7 protein-coding genes are annotated in these 16,022 nt (G+C 62.4%); 6 read left to right on the forward strand and 1 reads right to left on the reverse strand.

Going from position 1 to position 16,022, the window contains the following annotated elements; all coding sequences use genetic code 11:
- On the forward strand, positions 1-4,014 hold the full coding sequence (locus EDC35_RS10275) for a response regulator (RefSeq protein ID WP_132977145.1): 4,014 nt from the start codon (positions 1-3) through the stop codon (positions 4,012-4,014).
- Here the strand turns inward: EDC35_RS10275 and EDC35_RS10280 are convergent.
- On the reverse strand, positions 4,011-5,291 hold the full coding sequence (locus EDC35_RS10280) for a cyclic di-GMP phosphodiesterase (protein WP_132977146.1): 1,281 nt from the start codon (positions 5,289-5,291) through the stop codon (positions 4,011-4,013). The genes EDC35_RS10275 and EDC35_RS10280 overlap by 4 nt on opposite strands.
- A 377-nt stretch (positions 5,292-5,668) precedes the next feature.
- Between EDC35_RS10280 and ileS the strand changes: the two genes are divergently transcribed.
- From ileS to metH, 5 genes are all read left to right on the forward strand, one after another.
- Positions 5,669-8,500 (forward strand): isoleucine--tRNA ligase, encoded by a 2,832-nt coding sequence (gene ileS, locus EDC35_RS10285; RefSeq protein WP_132977147.1) that lies wholly within the window; start codon positions 5,669-5,671, stop codon positions 8,498-8,500.
- Between the two features lie 10 nt (positions 8,501-8,510).
- Entirely contained in the window at positions 8,511-8,948 is a 438-nt protein-coding gene (locus tag EDC35_RS10290) for a hypothetical protein (protein WP_132977148.1), read from the forward strand.
- Entirely contained in the window at positions 8,945-11,716 is a 2,772-nt protein-coding gene (locus EDC35_RS10295; RefSeq protein WP_132977149.1) for a KGGVGR-motif variant AAA ATPase, read from the forward strand. The genes EDC35_RS10290 and EDC35_RS10295 overlap by 4 nt, the downstream gene beginning before the upstream one ends.
- A 43-nt stretch (positions 11,717-11,759) precedes the next feature.
- Positions 11,760-12,092, forward strand: a complete 333-nt coding sequence (locus tag EDC35_RS10300) for a cysteine-rich small domain-containing protein (RefSeq protein ID WP_132977150.1) — start codon at positions 11,760-11,762, stop codon at positions 12,090-12,092.
- Positions 12,093-12,240: 148 nt separating this feature from the next.
- Positions 12,241-16,014, forward strand: coding sequence for a methionine synthase (gene metH, locus EDC35_RS10305; RefSeq protein WP_132977151.1), 3,774 nt, complete (start codon positions 12,241-12,243; stop codon positions 16,012-16,014).
- Positions 16,015-16,022: the final 8 nt, after the last annotated feature.

Below are 16,022 nucleotides of genomic sequence, written 5' to 3' on the forward strand. Positions count from 1 at the left end.
ATGGCTTCCTCATCCGACGAACATCAGCCTGATCCCGATAACCGACAGGCAAAAATCCGCGCGCGCGCACGCGAAGTGCTTGATCGCGGCGACTTCGACTGGGCGGAGAAAAATCTGATCGAAGGCGAGGTGGATTTCGCCGAGCTGATCGAGAATCTGCGGATCTACCACGCCGAACTGGAGCTGCAGAACGCCGAACTGCGGGCGACCCAGGCCAGCGCCGAGCGTCTGGCGACCCGTTACAGCTCGCTCTTTTACGGCATCCCTCAGGCGATTCTGGTCGTCGATCGCAATGGTCTGATCCTGGACGCCAATCAGGAGGCGGCGCGGCTGTTCGGTCTGCGCAACCGCCATTTGCGCAGCCATTATCTGCCCCGTCTGGTGGCGCGCACGGCTGACGGCTGTCTCGACGATGCCCTGCGGCTGGCCTGGATGTCCGGCGCCACCCAGATCGCCAGGGTGGACTTTCTCACCACCAGTGGCGGGGGCTTCGCGGGCGAGATTCATATTGCCCGTCTCCCGGCGGAGGACGAAGGCGACAGCCAGCTCATCTGCGCGATCATGGATCTGAGCGAAGGTCTGCGGCAGGAGGCGGACATTCGCGCCGCCTACGCCCGCTCGCGCGAGAGCGAGACCCGCTATCGCATCCTTGCCGACTATTCGGCGGACTGGGACTTCTGGATGACCCCGGACGGGCGATATGGCTATGTCTCGCCTGTCTGCGAGTCCATCTGCGGCCATGGACCGGACGCCTTTCTCGCCGATCCCGAACTCATGGATCGTTTGATTCATCCCGAGGATCTGCCGCGCTGGCAGGCACACCGATCCCTGGATCAGGATGCCGGCGGCGCTGAGTGTGCGACGCAGGGTTTCACGCTGGAGCTGCGTCTCTGCCGCGCCGATGGCGAGGTGCGCTGGATCGAGCATCAGTGTCGTGCCATCCGCGATGCGGATGGCACCGATCTGGGCTGGCGCGGCGTCAACCGCGACATCACCGCCCGCAAGCAGGCCGAATTCGCCCTGGATTTACAGCATCGCCGTGCCGATGCGCTGTTGAAACTGCCGCTTGCAGCCGAAGGTCAGGATGAAATCGCCTTCATGCAGGACGGCATGGAGCTGATCGAGTCGCTGACCGGCAGCCGGATCGCGTTCATCCATCTGGTCAACGCCGATCAGGAGACGATCGAGCTGGTCGCCTGGTCGCGCGCCACCCTGGCACAGGGCTACTGCCGGATGCCCGCCGCCACCGTCCATTATCCGCTCCACAAGGCTGGCATCTGGGCCGATGCGCTGCGTCAGTGCGCGCCGGTCGTGTGCAACGATTACGCCTCGGATCCCCGGCGGCAGGGTCTGCTGGAGAATCACCTGCCGTTGCAGCGTTTCATCTGCGTGCCGGTCGGCGCCTGCGGTCTGGTGCACATGCTGGCCGGGGTGGGGAACAGGGAGACGCCCTACACCGAGATGGATGTCGAAAGCATGCAGCTCGTCGCCAACGCCATCTGGCGCATCGTGCGCCAGCGCCGTGCGGAGGAGGCGCTCAGAAAGAACGAGTCGCGCTTTCGCCATCTCTCCGGCCTGATGTCCGACATCGCTTACTCCGCTGCCGAGATCGGACCCCGCCGTTTTGTGCTGGACTGGGTGCATGGCGCGGTCGAAGGCATCACCGGCCATACGGCCGAGATGGTCATGGCGATGGGCACCTGGCGGCGCCTGATCATCCTCGAAGACCGCCCGCTCTTCGATCAGCATCTTCAGAGCATGGTCGGCGGCCAGCCTGTGACCTGCCAGTTGCGGCTGCGCCGCCGCGATGGCAGTTGTATCTGGGTCGAAATCACCAATCAGCGTCTGCTGGACGAGGATGGCTGTCTGAGGATTTATGGCGGCGTCAAGGATGTCAGCGAGCGCAAGAAGGCGGAATACCAGCTCCAGCATGCCGCGCAGCAGATGGCGCGTCAGAACCGCGAGCTGGATCGGGCGCTGATGCAGGCTGAGGCGTCAACTCAGGCCAAGAGCCGTTTTCTGGCCAATATGAGTCATGAGATCCGCACCCCGATGAACGGCGTTGTCGGCATGACCCGGCTGCTGCTGGAGACCGGGCTGAACGAGGAGCAGCGCCGCTTCGCCGAGATCGCGCGTACCAGCAGCGAGAGCCTGCTGGCCATCATCAATGACATCCTGGATTTCTCGAAAATCGAAGCCGGCAGACTGGAACTGGAGCAGCAGGACTTTGATCTGCGCGACACCCTGGAGGATGTGCTGGAGATGCTGGCCTTCAATGCCCAGGAAAAGGCGCTGGAACTGACCTATTACATCGCTTCGGATGTCCCCGCCGGGGTGCGCGGCGATCCCCGCTATCTGCGTCAGATCCTGGTCAATCTGGCGGGCAATGCGATTAAATTCACCGACCAGGGTGAGGTCAGCATCCAGGTCATGCCGGTGACGCTCACCCCCGGGAAGGTGCTGATCCGTTTCGCGGTGCACGACACCGGCATCGGCATTCCGGCGCATCAGCGTGATCAGCTCTTCTCGCCCTTCAATCAACTGGACAACTCGGCCACCCGGCGTTTCGGCGGAACCGGTCTGGGCCTGGTCATTTCCAAGCAACTGGCCGAGTTGATGAATGGCAGCATCGGTCTGGAAAGTGAGATCGAGCGGGGCTCGGTTTTCTGGTTCACCGCTGAACTCGAACCGCTGTCCGATGCAGACCCATCGCCCCTGATGACCGATGCCGGGTTGCAGGGAGTCCGGGTGCTGGTGGCGGACGACCATGCCGCCAATCGTCTGCTGGCCGGCACGCTGCTGAGAGGCTGGGGATGTCGTGTCGATGAGGCCGACAATGGTCCGAGCGCGCAGCGCCTGCTTCAGGCCGCCGCCAGGGCCGGCGATCCCTTTCAGGTCGCGCTGCTCGATCTCAGGATGCCCGGCATGGGCGGCCTGCAACTCGGCTCCCGGATCAAACACGACCCGCTCATCTGCGCCACGCATCTGATCCTGCTGACCTCACTGGCTGAACGCCGCGATGCCGTGCGCCTGGAGCGCACCGGTTTTTCCGGCTATCTGACCAAACCGCTGCGCAGGCGTCTGTTGCACGACGCGCTGGCAGGGGTGATGGGACGGGATGTCGGATCGCCCATCGTCAGCCATCGCACCACGACGCCAGCAGAAGACCAGGGCGTTGCGCCAACCCGCCAGGCGCGCATCCTGCTGGTGGACGACAGCCCGACCAATCAGCTTGTCGCCTGCGGCATTCTGGAGAAACTGGGCTATGCCAGGCCGGACATCGCCAACGATGGCGTCGAGGCGCTGGAGGCGCTGGCGCGAACCCCTTATGACCTAGTGCTCATGGACGGTCATATGCCCCGGATGGATGGCTTTGAGGCGGCGCGCTGCATCCGTCACGGCGATGCCGGTGTCCTCAATCCGCAGGTGCCCATCATCGCCATGACCGCGCTTGCCATGAAAGGGGATCGCGAACGCTGTCTGGAGGCCGGCATGGACGCCTATCTGACCAAACCGGTGCAGCCGCAGGAGCTGGCCGAGGCCATCACGACCCAGCTTGCACGGATGTCGATGGATGCGACGGCACCGGCGGTCACATCCGGCATGGCTCCTGGCCCGGCGGCGGCGTCAGCTCTGGCTGAGGTGTTCCAGGAAACCGACCTGCTGAATCGCGTCATGGGTGATCGTGAGATTGCCCGGGCCGTGATCGCCCAGTTTCTGCTGGACGCCCCGATCCGCGTGCAGGAACTCCGGGGCTGTCTGAACGCGGGGGATCTGGCGCAGCTTCGCTTCAAGACCCACAGCATCAAGGGTCTGGCCGCCAATATTGCGGCCTTCAGGCTGCGTGACGCGGCGTTCGACCTGGAAACAGTCGTTGCAGCGGATCAGTCTGGCGCCGAATCCCAGCGCCTGGCGGCGCGGCTGGAAGCGGAATTCATGGCCCTCAGACAGGTGCTGGAGGAGTGGATGAAGACTGGTTCTGTGCAGGCGTTTTCCGGGGAGTCACCGGCTTAACGGGAAGACCCCGGCGGCGACTGAAAATAGTAACTGAGCTTGTCCGACAGATTCAGATATTCCCGTTGATCCTGGTTCAGATCCGATTGGTGCAGACTCTCGCGGATGGTCAGTTCTTCCTCGGCCAGATCCAGCACCGGGGCTTCTTCTTTTGGGATCTCGGGTGAATAGAGCAGGACGTTCGGTTTCAGCAGATCGGTCGGGTTGAGCGAGATCACCAGCGCGATCCGCTCGTCCTGGAGTCTGACGACAGTACCGGGCGGATAGACGCCAAGATTGGTGATGAAGGTGGTCAGCACCTTGGGATCGTAGCAGGCCCGCTCTTTGGAATACATGCGCGAGATGGCCTGATGGGGTGAGAGTCTGGCCTCTGGCCCTGAGCCGTTGCAGAGGTTGTCATAGCGATTGACGACGGTGACGATACGGGTCAGGAGGCCGATGTCGGCACCCTTCAGACCTTCGGGATAACCGCTGCCGTCCGCATGCTCATGGTGTTTGGCGATGACCTCGATCACGCCCGGCGGCAGAGTGCCGACCCGGCGCGCGATCTCCGCGCCATAGCGCGGATGCTGCTCGTACAGCTTCTGTTCCGGGCGGGTCAGCGGCTCTTTCTTGAGCAGGATCTGGGTGGGAATCTGTTGATGCCCCAGGTCGTGAAAGAGCGCGCCCATCCCGAGCAGGCGCAGTTGGGTCTTCTCCAGATTCAGTTTCTGCCCGATGACCAGCGCCAGGGCCACGACATTGATGGCATGGAAATAGCTGTTTTCGTCCTGATGCTTGAGATTGACCAGTTGCACCGTGGCCTCCTGATCCGTGGTCAACTCATCGACCATCTGCAACACCAGTTCCTGCGCCTCTTCGGCGGCCTGGGCCGGCGCGGCGCGCAGATGGGCCATGAGCTTGCGCACCATGCCGACTGATTGGGTGTAGCGTTTGGAGCATTGATTGAGCCGCGAGCGGCGTTCCTTGAGCACGCGGATGCGGTTTTTCTTTTCCTCCCAGAGCGCGGCGGTCAGGTCATCTTTGATCTGCGCGGAGAGCGCAGGCGCCGGTGGCTGGTCCTGGGATTCGCCGTTTGCTTCAACGGCCAGCGGCGCATCGCTGCGGTCGGGGTCGATGCGCACCTGATCGAGTTCCAGCGTCCGCAGGATATCCAGTTGTTTCTGGGTGCGGATCTTGAAGCTGCTGGTCATGAAGGGGTGACGCATCCAGGGCAGATCGAGATGGATGAACAGCCCGATCCGCAACTGGCTTTTATCGACGGTGTTTTCGCTCACAGATGGTTCCAACTCGCCGAAGACGGCCTCCCGCGCGACAGGGCGGGGGCAATGCGATCCTGATCATGACAGGGGGATGGCAAGCATAGGGCATCCGCGCCATTCTCACCAAACGCGCTTGATTCTCGGCCTGACGGCTTGTAGGTTGCAGGCTGACAGGTGATTGCCGAGACCTGACGCCATACTCGGACCGGGAAATAGACAGGATTAACAGGATTTTTCAGGATTCACAGGACAACACGAAAGCGTGACAACGCTCTATGACGATGTCCTTATGACAACCTCCTGTTCATCATGTGAAATCCTGTTAATCCTGTCCATTTCAAAGGCGCGATCATTCAATCACCCCCACCTGCGACGCACCGAGACCGATTGCCGTGACTGACTACAAGCATACCCTGAATCTTCCCCACACCGGCTTTGCGATGAAGGCCAACCTGGCCCAGCGCGAACCTGAAATGCTCAAGCATTGGGAGTCGCTGGATCTCTACGCTCGTATCCGCGCCGCGCGCGCCGGGGCCGAGACCTTCATCCTGCACGACGGCCCGCCCTACGCCAATGGGGACATTCATATCGGTCATGCGGTCAACAAGGTGCTCAAGGACATCATCGTCAAGTCGCGCACCCTAGACGGTCTGGACGCGCCCTATGTGCCGGGCTGGGACTGCCACGGTCTGCCGATCGAACTCCAGGTCGAGAAGAAAAAGGGCAAGCCGGGCCACAAGATCAGCGCCGCCGAGTTCCGCGTCGCCTGCCGCGAGTACGCCGCCAAACAGGTCGATGGCCAGCGGCGCGACTTCAAGCGGCTCGGCGTCTTCGGCGACTGGGAGCGGCCCTATCTGACGATGGATTTCGGCTGCGAGGCCGACATCGTGCGCGCGCTGGGCCGGATCATCGCCAACGGCCATGTGCAGAAGGGCGAGAAGCCGGTGCACTGGTGCATCGACTGCGGCTCGGCGCTGGCCGAGGCCGAGGTCGAATACGCCGACAAGCAGTCCATTGCCATCGACGTGCGTTTCCCGGTCATCGAGCCGGAGGTGCTCGCGGCGCGCTGTCACGGCAGCCCCAACGGCTGCGGCGAGGGACCGGCGTCGGTCGTCATCTGGACCACCACCCCCTGGACCCTGCCGGCGAACCAGGCCGTCGCGCTCAATGCCGAACTGGAATACGTCATCGTCCAGGCCGACTCGACGCAGGGCCGGGAGCGTCTGATCGTCGCCGAAGGTCTGCTCAAGGACACCATGGACCGCTGGGGCATCCAGGACTATCGGGTGCTGGGCTATGGACGCGGCATCGATTTCGAGGGGCTCAGGCTCCGTCATCCATTCTATGACCGCGAGGTGCCGGTCATCGTCGGCGAGCATGTGACGCTCGACGCCGGCACCGGCGCGGTCCATACCGCGCCCGGTCATGGTCTGGAGGATTACATCGTCGGCCAGCGTTACGGTCTCGCGGTCGATAACCCGGTCGGCGGCGATGGCCGTTTCCTGCCCGGCACGCCGCTGTTCGAGGGGCAGAACGTCTTCCAGGCCAACGAGCAGGTGGTCGAGACGCTCAAGGCGCACGGCGCGCTGCTGCTGGAGACGCGCTTCACGCATAGCTATCCGCACTGCTGGCGCCACAAGACGCCCATCATCTTTCGCGCCACGCCGCAGTGGTTCATCAGTATGGACAAACAGAGTCTGCGCGAGACCGCGCTGCGTGAGATCGACAGGGTGCGCTGGATGCCCGACTGGGGCCAGAGCCGCATCGAGGGCATGGTGCGCGGACGTCCCGACTGGTGCATCTCGCGCCAGCGCACCTGGGGCGTGCCGATCACGCTCCTGGTTCACAAGGAAACAGGCGCACTCCACCCGCGCACGACTGATTTGATTGAAGTCGTCGCCAAACGGATCGAAAAACACGGCATCGAGGCCTGGTTCGCGCTCCATCCGCGCGATCTGCTGGGCGACGAGGAGGGCGCGCAGTACGACAAGATCCAGGACACCCTGGATGTCTGGTTCGACTCGGGCGTCACCCATGCCTGCGTGCTGGAACGGCGCGAAGGACTGAGCGTCCCGGCGGATCTCTATCTGGAAGGCTCCGACCAGCATCGCGGCTGGTTCCAGTCTTCGCTCATGACCTCGGTCGCCATGCACGGACGCGCGCCCTACCGTCAGGTGCTCACCCACGGTTTCACCGTGGATGCCAGGGGCGAGAAGATGTCCAAGTCCAAGGGCAACGTGGTCAGCCCGCAGGACGTGATGAAGACGCTTGGGGCCGACATCATCCGGCTCTGGGTCGCGGCGACCGACTATCGCACCGAGATGAACGTCAGCGACGAGATCCTCAAACGCACCGCCGACGCCTACCGGCGCATCCGCAACACCGCGCGCTTCCTGCTCGCCAATCTCAACGGCTTCGATCCGGCGGTCAATCTGGTCGCGCCTGCCGACATGGTCGAACTCGACCGCTGGGCGGTGGATCGCGCCTGCCGGTTACAGGCGGAGATCATCGACGCCTATCGTGACTATCAGTTCCATCTGATCTGTCAGAAGGTCCAGCAGTTCTGCGTGGTCGATCTGGGTGGTTTCTACCTGGATGTCATCAAGGACCGCCAGTACACCACCCAGGCCGACAGCCTGGCGCGGCGTTCCTGCCAGACCGCCATGTATCACATCGTCGAGGCCATGAGCCGCTGGCTGGCGCCCATCCTCAGCTTCACCGCCGACGAGATCTGGCGCGAGATCCCCGGCGCGCGGGCCGGGACGGTCTTTACCGAGACCTGGTATGGCGGACTCTTCGCGCTTGATGCCGGCGACCCGCTGGATCGTGGCTTCTGGGATCGGGTCATCGCCGCCCGCGCCGCCGTCGGCCCCGCACTGGAGACCGCCCGTCAGGCCGGACGGATCGGCGCCTCGCTTGACGCCGAACTGGAGCTCTATGGCGCCGATGAGCTGCTGGAGACCCTGGGACGGCTGGGCGACGAACTGCGCTTTGCGCTCATCGTCTCTGACGTCAGACTGCATCCGCTCGCCGCGCGGCCCGACGACGCCAGCGACACCGAACTCGACGGACTCGCCGTGCGCGTCATCGCCTGCGAACACACCAAATGCGTGCGCTGCTGGCACCATCGCGCCGATGTGGGCGTCAATTCAGAGCACCCTGAATTGTGCGGACGCTGTGTCGAGAATGTCGCTGGTGGCGGTGAAAGACGGCGTTTTGCGTAGAGGGAGCGCCATGAGCGGGATCCCGTTCACTGACCGCGAGCTAAGACGCGCGTGGCGGGAGCTATCGGCAATCGCCACTCCCTCAGCAGGCGTAACACGCAAGAACCCACACCGCCTATTGTTGTTCTACGCTGTGGAGTGCGGCCTGAAGGCCGTTTGGCTCAAGCGGCAGAGACGCAGTCTATTTGACTGCGATGACATTGACGAGATAGGTCACAACTTGCGGCAACTGCTCAAGGAACTGAAGATCGGCGCAAATCTGGCCTTGCCGGAAAATTTGCAACTTAAACCGGTGACCCAAAAGAGCGGTAGCCAGGCTCGGAACGGCGGTATCAGCATCCTGCATCAAGCCTGGCGCTACGGGGGCGAATGCACGTCGCCCACCGACCAGGATTGCGAAGATCAGCTGCAGCAGGTGCTGAACTGGATTCAAGGAGAACTCAAGTGACTCTGCATAACGGAGCCATCGAACGCTTGCTGACATGGCTGGACGTGGAGCGGGTGCTCAAACAGCAAACCAACCTCTGGACTCGACTGCCCGATGGCATTCAGGGCGTGGACTGTTTTGCCGATGGCATGGAGATTCGCCACGCCGCTGACCCATCACAGGTGGACAGTTGGCTGAGCGATCTCTTTGGTCACGCCTACCAGCGCGAGCCGCAAGCGATCATCCTGCGTATCGGAAACGCCACTTATCCGGTTGAACTGGTTCAGGAAAATACGGCTGCTGCACTTGCCACAGGACAAAATTATCCGCTCTGGCGCGATGTCACGTATCTGCCCGCCGATACAAATGAGGCTGAAACCGGTGTGACCGCCGCGCTGGAGGGCCGGCCATTGGCAAACGCCCCGAAGGACTGGGAAAACGGGCCTGCCTTGGTCTCTTTCCATTCATTCAAGGGCGGTGTGGGGCGCACCAGCACACTGATGACCTATGTGGCAGCCTGCATGCAAGACCCAGGTCAGGGGCCTAAAAAGGTTCTCGTCGTGGATGCCGACCTGGAAGCCCCGGGCGTCAGCTTTTGGCTCGATGAGGGCAATCGACCCACGGTGTCCTTCGTGCAACTCTTGGAGGCACTGCATTACCCGCCTGCCGATCTGGATGCGACGCTTGAGTTCTTTGCGCAGGAATTACGCAAAACATCCTTGAACGTGGGAGGTGTGCAGCGCGAGCTGTTTGTGTTGCCCGCTGCGCTGGATTTGCTCGAAATCCAGGACATGCCGGTGGTGCCCGAACATCTGGCCCGCAACCCATCCAACCCATGGCAGTTGACGGATCATCTGCACGCCCTGGGGCAGCGTCTGGGTGTGGATGCCGTTTTCATCGATCTGAGGGCTGGTCTTAGTGAACTGGCCAGTCCGGTTCTGTTTGACCCACGGGTGGACCACTTCCTTGTCAGTACGGTGGCGCCGCAATCCGTGCAGGGTATGGCAGAGGTGCTGCGCCGTTTGTATGCCTTCAACCGCCAGCTGCCGGCAGAACGTCAGAACGCGGCACGTCCCACAGTCGTGTTGAGTCTTCTGACCAAAGATCTGCGCGAAGCAGGCCACTACGAACAGGCTTTGAGAGTGCTGGGCGAAGCCTATCCTGCTGCCGACGCTGATGACGCATTGACGCCTGGAGTCCAATGGCTGGAGGCAGAGTTCCTGAGCACCCTGATGTCCATCGGCTCCGTGCGAGAGGCATTGGACACCCTGCCTCAATCCAGCCGCCTGTTTACCAGTGCGAGTGAATGGGCTAAGGCGCTCTATGCCACCCCCATACCCTTACGGTCAACCGATCAGGCAACTGCAATCGGCCAGAATACGTCTTCGCGGCAAACGCAAGCGCGCAAGCTTCACGAGGTGTGCGAGGCCGCAGAGTTTGCGGACAGCAGCGACACAAGCGAGATCCTGGCTACCGAACCTCTTCTCAATCTGGGAAAACACTACGCAAGAGAACTGCCCAATCTGCTGATGATTGGCGCCAAAGGTTCCGGAAAGACTTTTACTTTCCGGCGGGTGGTTCGAGCGTGTTCATGGAAAATCTTCCTGAAAACGCTGGGCTTCGATTCGAGTGGTCTGATAGATGCCGGGATTTTTCCTGTGCTCTGGTCCAGCAATATCGAAGACAGGCAGGATGGAGAGATCAAAGGAGCGCAGGGGTCGGTCCTTGATTCAATTCAAGTTAACAAACAACTCTTGTTGAGTGGCAGCGCTGTTCAGAGAGAGATCCAAGATGTGCTCCAGCATCCGCCCAATCACTGGGAAGACTTTTGGGACGGCCTGATCGCACGGCAGTTGGGTATCACGGAAGGCGGTTTACAGACACTGAATCAGTTCCTGGCAGCAAAGGAATTGCGAGTGGTCTTCGTGTTTGATGGCATTGAGGATGCGTTCAAGGATGCCACAGAGGGTCGTGCTTCAGAAGCCATTGAGGCGCTGTTGCGGTTACCTAATCGCGTCAGCGAACTGGAAAACCGACATCTCGGTGCCATGGTCTTTGTGCGCGCGGATTATGTGCAGGCCACGATCCGTCAAAACCTGGGGCAGTTGCTGCAGCGTTTCCTGCCTTTCCGTTTGCAATGGAACCCCGAGAGCTTCTTGCGCCTGGCCTTCATGCTGAGCTGTCAGGCCGGGATCAATGAGGGCGATTCCAAGTTGGCCGAGTCTTTGCGCATTGAGCAGCTAAAAGACAAGCTGGAGAGGTTGTGGGGTAAAAAACTCGGCAACGAGAAATCCAAAGAGGCCCATTCCGCGCGCTGGGTCTATGCCGCACTGTGTGACTTGAAGGGAAACGTTCAGGCGCGTGATCTCGTTCGCTTTCTGAGGATTGCGGCAGATTTAGAGTCAGAGCGGGTCGGGCAAACATGGCCTGATCGCGTCTTGGCGCCGGAGTCCCTGCGCAAGGCTCTTCCTCGTTGCAGCATCGAGAAGGTGAAGGAGGCGAAGACGGAGATTGCATCCTTGCGAAAATGGATGGAGATGATGGAGCAAGCAGGCATCCGCAACCTCAAAGTTCCCTTCAGCATGCAACAGGCGCAACTCAACACCGCCCTGTTGAGTGCATTGCAGGAAATCGGGGTGATCTACGAAGACCTCGACGGCAAATTGGGCGATGAGCGATTGTTTCTTCCCGAGATCTATCGGACTGGATTAGGGGTCGAAACTTCGGCTGCTGGCCGGCCGCGTATGCAGGCTCTTTTGAAGAAAAACATCGGAGCCATTCCGCTCTGAGATCGGTTCGCGAGAGCCTCAACGAGATTTTCAGTTTAACGTCATGCACCCCAAAGACAGCACCGGCAGCGCAGCCTTCAAGGGCTTCACCAATCGGGAGTGCCCCTTCTACCCCTGTCATCAAGGGGTCAGGCGGGAATTCAACTGTCTTTTCTGCTATTGTCCGCTGATCGCTTACGACTGCCCCGGACCCTATCGGGTCTATACCGACAGGCACGGACTCCGACGCAAGGACTGCTCGGCCTGCCGTCTGCCTCACGACGGTTATCATGCCTCCTGGTCGTTTATCCAGAAGTGGCTGGAACAGCCTCGGATCTGGGACGGGCACGATAAACTGCGTCCAAAAACATCGCACACCGCGCCGGGCGCTCGCTGAAAGGCCGCTAATTGGACAGGATTAACAGGATGATTCAAGATTCACAAGATTGAAAACAATCAGTTGAAATCCTGCTTATCCTGGAAAATCCTGTTAATCCTGTCCATTCCTAAACGCTTCCGTCCAGATCCAACCTCCGCGAGCATCCATGTCCGATTCAGCCTCCCGTCTGCGCGAGCGTCTCGAACGCTCCATCCTCATCCTTGATGGCGCCATGGGCACCATGATCCAGCGCCACGGTCTGACCGAGGCCGATTATCGCGGCGAACGGTTCGCGGACTGGCCGAGCGATCTCAAGGGCAACAACGATCTGCTGACGCTGACCCGCCCGGATGTCATCGGCGGCATCCATCGCCAGTATCTGGAGGCCGGCGCCGACATCGTCGAGACCAACAGCTTCAACGCGACCCGGGTCTCCATGGCCGATTACGGCATGGAAGCCCTGGCCTATGAGATCAACGTCGCCGCCGCCCGGCTGGCGCGGAGCTGTGCCGACGATTACTCGACACCCGACAGGCCGCGCTTTGTCGCCGGGGTGCTGGGTCCGACCAATCGCACTGCATCCATCTCGCCGGATGTCAATGATCCCGGTTTCCGCAATATCGACTTCGATACCCTGGTGGCTTCCTACGCCGAGTCCACGCGCGGTCTGATCGCGGGCGGCGCGGACATCATCCTGATCGAGACCATCTTCGACACACTCAACGCCAAGGCCGCCATCTTCGCGGTCAGACAGGTGTTCGACGAGGACGGGGTCGAGCGCCCGATCATGCTCTCGGGCACCATCACCGACCAATCGGGTCGGACCCTGACCGGCCAGACCACCGAGGCCTTCTACAACTCGCTGCGTCATGCCGATCCGATCAGCATCGGGCTCAACTGTGCGCTCGGTCCCTATGAGCTGCGTCAGTATGTCGAGGAGCTGGCGCGGATCGCCGAATGCCGGGTCTCGACGCATCCCAACGCCGGTCTGCCGAACGAGCTGGGCGGCTACGATCTGGGGCCGGAGCAGATGGCCGCCGAGATCGGCGAGTGGGCGCGCTCGGGATTCCTCAACATCATCGGCGGCTGTTGCGGGACCACGCCCGACCACATCCGCGCCATCGCCGGGGCGGTCGCCGGGATGCCCCCGCGTCCGCTGCCGAGCCTCGCCCCGGCCTGCCGGCTCTCGGGTCTGGAGCCCTTCAACATCGGCGCCGAAACGCTCTTCGTGAACGTCGGCGAGCGGACCAACGTCACCGGCTCGGCGCGCTTCAAGCGGCTGATCAAGGACGGCGACTACGACACCGCCCTGAGCGTGGCGCAGGAACAGGTCGAGAGCGGTGCCCAGGTGATCGATGTCAACATGGACGAAGGGCTGCTGGATGCGGTTGCCGCCATGCAGCGCTTCCTGAATCTGGTCGCCGCCGAGCCCGAGATCGCCAGGGTTCCGGTGATGATCGACTCCTCCAAGTGGGAGGTGATCGAGACCGGGCTCAAGTGCGTTCAGGGCAAGCCCATCGTCAACTCCATCTCGCTCAAGGAGGGCGAAGAGAAGTTCCTGCATCAGGCGCGGCTGTGCCGACGCTATGGCGCGGCGGTCATCGTCATGGCCTTCGATGAGGTCGGTCAGGCCGACACCCAGGCGCGCAAGATCGAGATCTGCACCCGTGCCTATCGCATCCTCACGGAGCAGGTCGGTTTCCCCGCCGAGGACATCATCTTCGACCCCAACATCTTCGCGGTCGCCACCGGCATCGACGAGCACAACAACTACGCCGTCGATTTCATCGAGGCCACGCGCGAGATCAAGCGCACGCTGCCCCACGCCAAGGTCTCGGGCGGGGTGTCCAATGTGTCGTTTTCATTCCGTGGCAACAACCCGGTGCGCGAGGCGATCCACGCGGTCTTTCTCTATCACGCCATCCAGGCCGGGATGGACATGGGGATCGTCAACGCCGGTCAGCTCGCCATCTATGACGACCTGCCAGCGGAGCTGCGCGAGGCGGTCGAGGATGTCATCCTCAACCGGCGCGAGGACGGCACCGAACGTCTGCTGGAGATCGCGCCCAGATACCAGGGCGACGGCGCGGAAGAGGCGCGCCCGGAGGAGCAGGAATGGCGCGGCTGGCCGGTCGCGCAGCGTCTGGAACATGCGCTCATCAAGGGCATCACCGATTATATCGACGAGGACACCGAGGAGGCGCGTCTGCTGCTCGGGCGTCCGCTGCTGGTCATCGAGGGGCCGCTGATGGCCGGGATGAACCATGTCGGCGATCTCTTCGGCGCGGGCAAGATGTTCCTGCCGCAGGTGGTCAAGTCGGCGCGGGTCATGAAGAAATCCGTGGCCTATCTCTTCCCCTTCCTGGAGGCCGAAAAGGCCGCCTCGGGCGATCTCAGCACCAACAACGGACGCATCCTCATGGCGACCGTCAAGGGCGACGTGCACGACATCGGCAAGAACATCGTCGGCGTGGTGCTTCAGTGCAACAACTACGAGGTCATCGACATCGGGGTCATGGTTGCGGCTGACACCATCCTCCAGCGCGCGCGGGAGGAGCAGGTCGATATCATCGGGCTCTCCGGTCTCATCACGCCGTCGCTCGACGAGATGGTGCATGTCGCCAGAGAGATGGCGCGACTCGGGATGGAGATCCCGCTGCTGATCGGCGGCGCGACCACCTCCAAGGTCCATACCGCGCTCAAGATCGCGCCCCAGCGCGCGGCGCCCGTCATCTATGTGCCGGACGCCTCGCGGGCGGTCGGTGTCGCCTCCAATCTCCTGAGCGACGAGCTGCGCGGGGACTATCTGGCAGCGATCAGCGAGGAATACGCCCGCGTCCGCGCCGAGCGCGAGGGCAAGGAGTCGGGACGCAAGTCCATGCCCATCGCTGCCGCGCGTGCCAACCGGGTGCCGATCGACTGGCCGAGCTATGCGCCGCCGCGCCCGGCGCTGCTTGATGCCGGATTCAGCGATTCCGCGCACTGGACACTCCGGTTGGAGCCGGTCGGCGGCGGCGTGATCGCTACCATCGCGGCCTTCCCGCTCGATGATCTGGTGCACAGCATCGACTGGCTGCCCTTCTTCCATGCCTGGGAGCTGGCCCACAAGCGTTTCCCCGACATCCTGGACGACGAGGTGATCGGCGAGGAGGCGCGCAAGCTCTATGCCGACGCCCAGGATTTTCTGGGGCGTCTGGTCAGCGAACGCTGGCTGGAGGCGCGCGCGGTCATCGGTTTCTTCCCGGCCAACGGGGTTGGCGACGATGACATCCAGCTCTTTGCCGACGCCGAACGCACCCGCCCGCTCGAACGGCTGCACAACCTGCGTCAGCAGATGCCGCGCGACGCCGGGCGCAATCAGCCCAACTTCTGTCTGTCGGATTTCATCGCACCGGCAGGCCACGCCGACTGGATCGGCGCCTTCGCCGTCACCGCCGGGGTCGGGATCGAGGAGCATCTGGCGCGCTTCGAGGCCGATCACGACGACTACAGCGCCATCATGCTCAAGGCACTGGCCGACCGGCTCGCTGAAGCCTTCGCCGAGCGCCTGCATCAACTGGTGCGTACCCGCTACTGGGGTTATGCGGCGGACGAGACCCTGAGCAACGAGGAGCTGATCGCCGAGAAATACCAGGGCATCCGCCCCGCGCCCGGCTATGCCGCCTGTCCCGATCACACCGAGAAGGGCACGCTCTGGCGTCTGCTCGAACCCGACCGGCGTGTCGGCATCACCCTGACCGAGAACTTCGCCATGCTGCCGACCGCCGCAGTCTCGGGCTGGTATTTCTCGCATCCCCAGGCGCGCTATTTCGGTGTCGGCAGGGTCCAGAAGGACCAGGTCGCGGACTATGCCGAGCGCAAGGGCATGACCCTCGCCGAGGCCGAGCGGTGGCTGGCCCCGGTGCTGGGATACGATCCGGGTTCGGCGGCGCCGGGCTGAAGCTGGAG

It is taken from the genome of Thiobaca trueperi (genome assembly GCF_004342175.1).
Classification (GTDB): domain Bacteria; phylum Pseudomonadota; class Gammaproteobacteria; order Chromatiales; family Chromatiaceae; genus Thiobaca; species Thiobaca trueperi.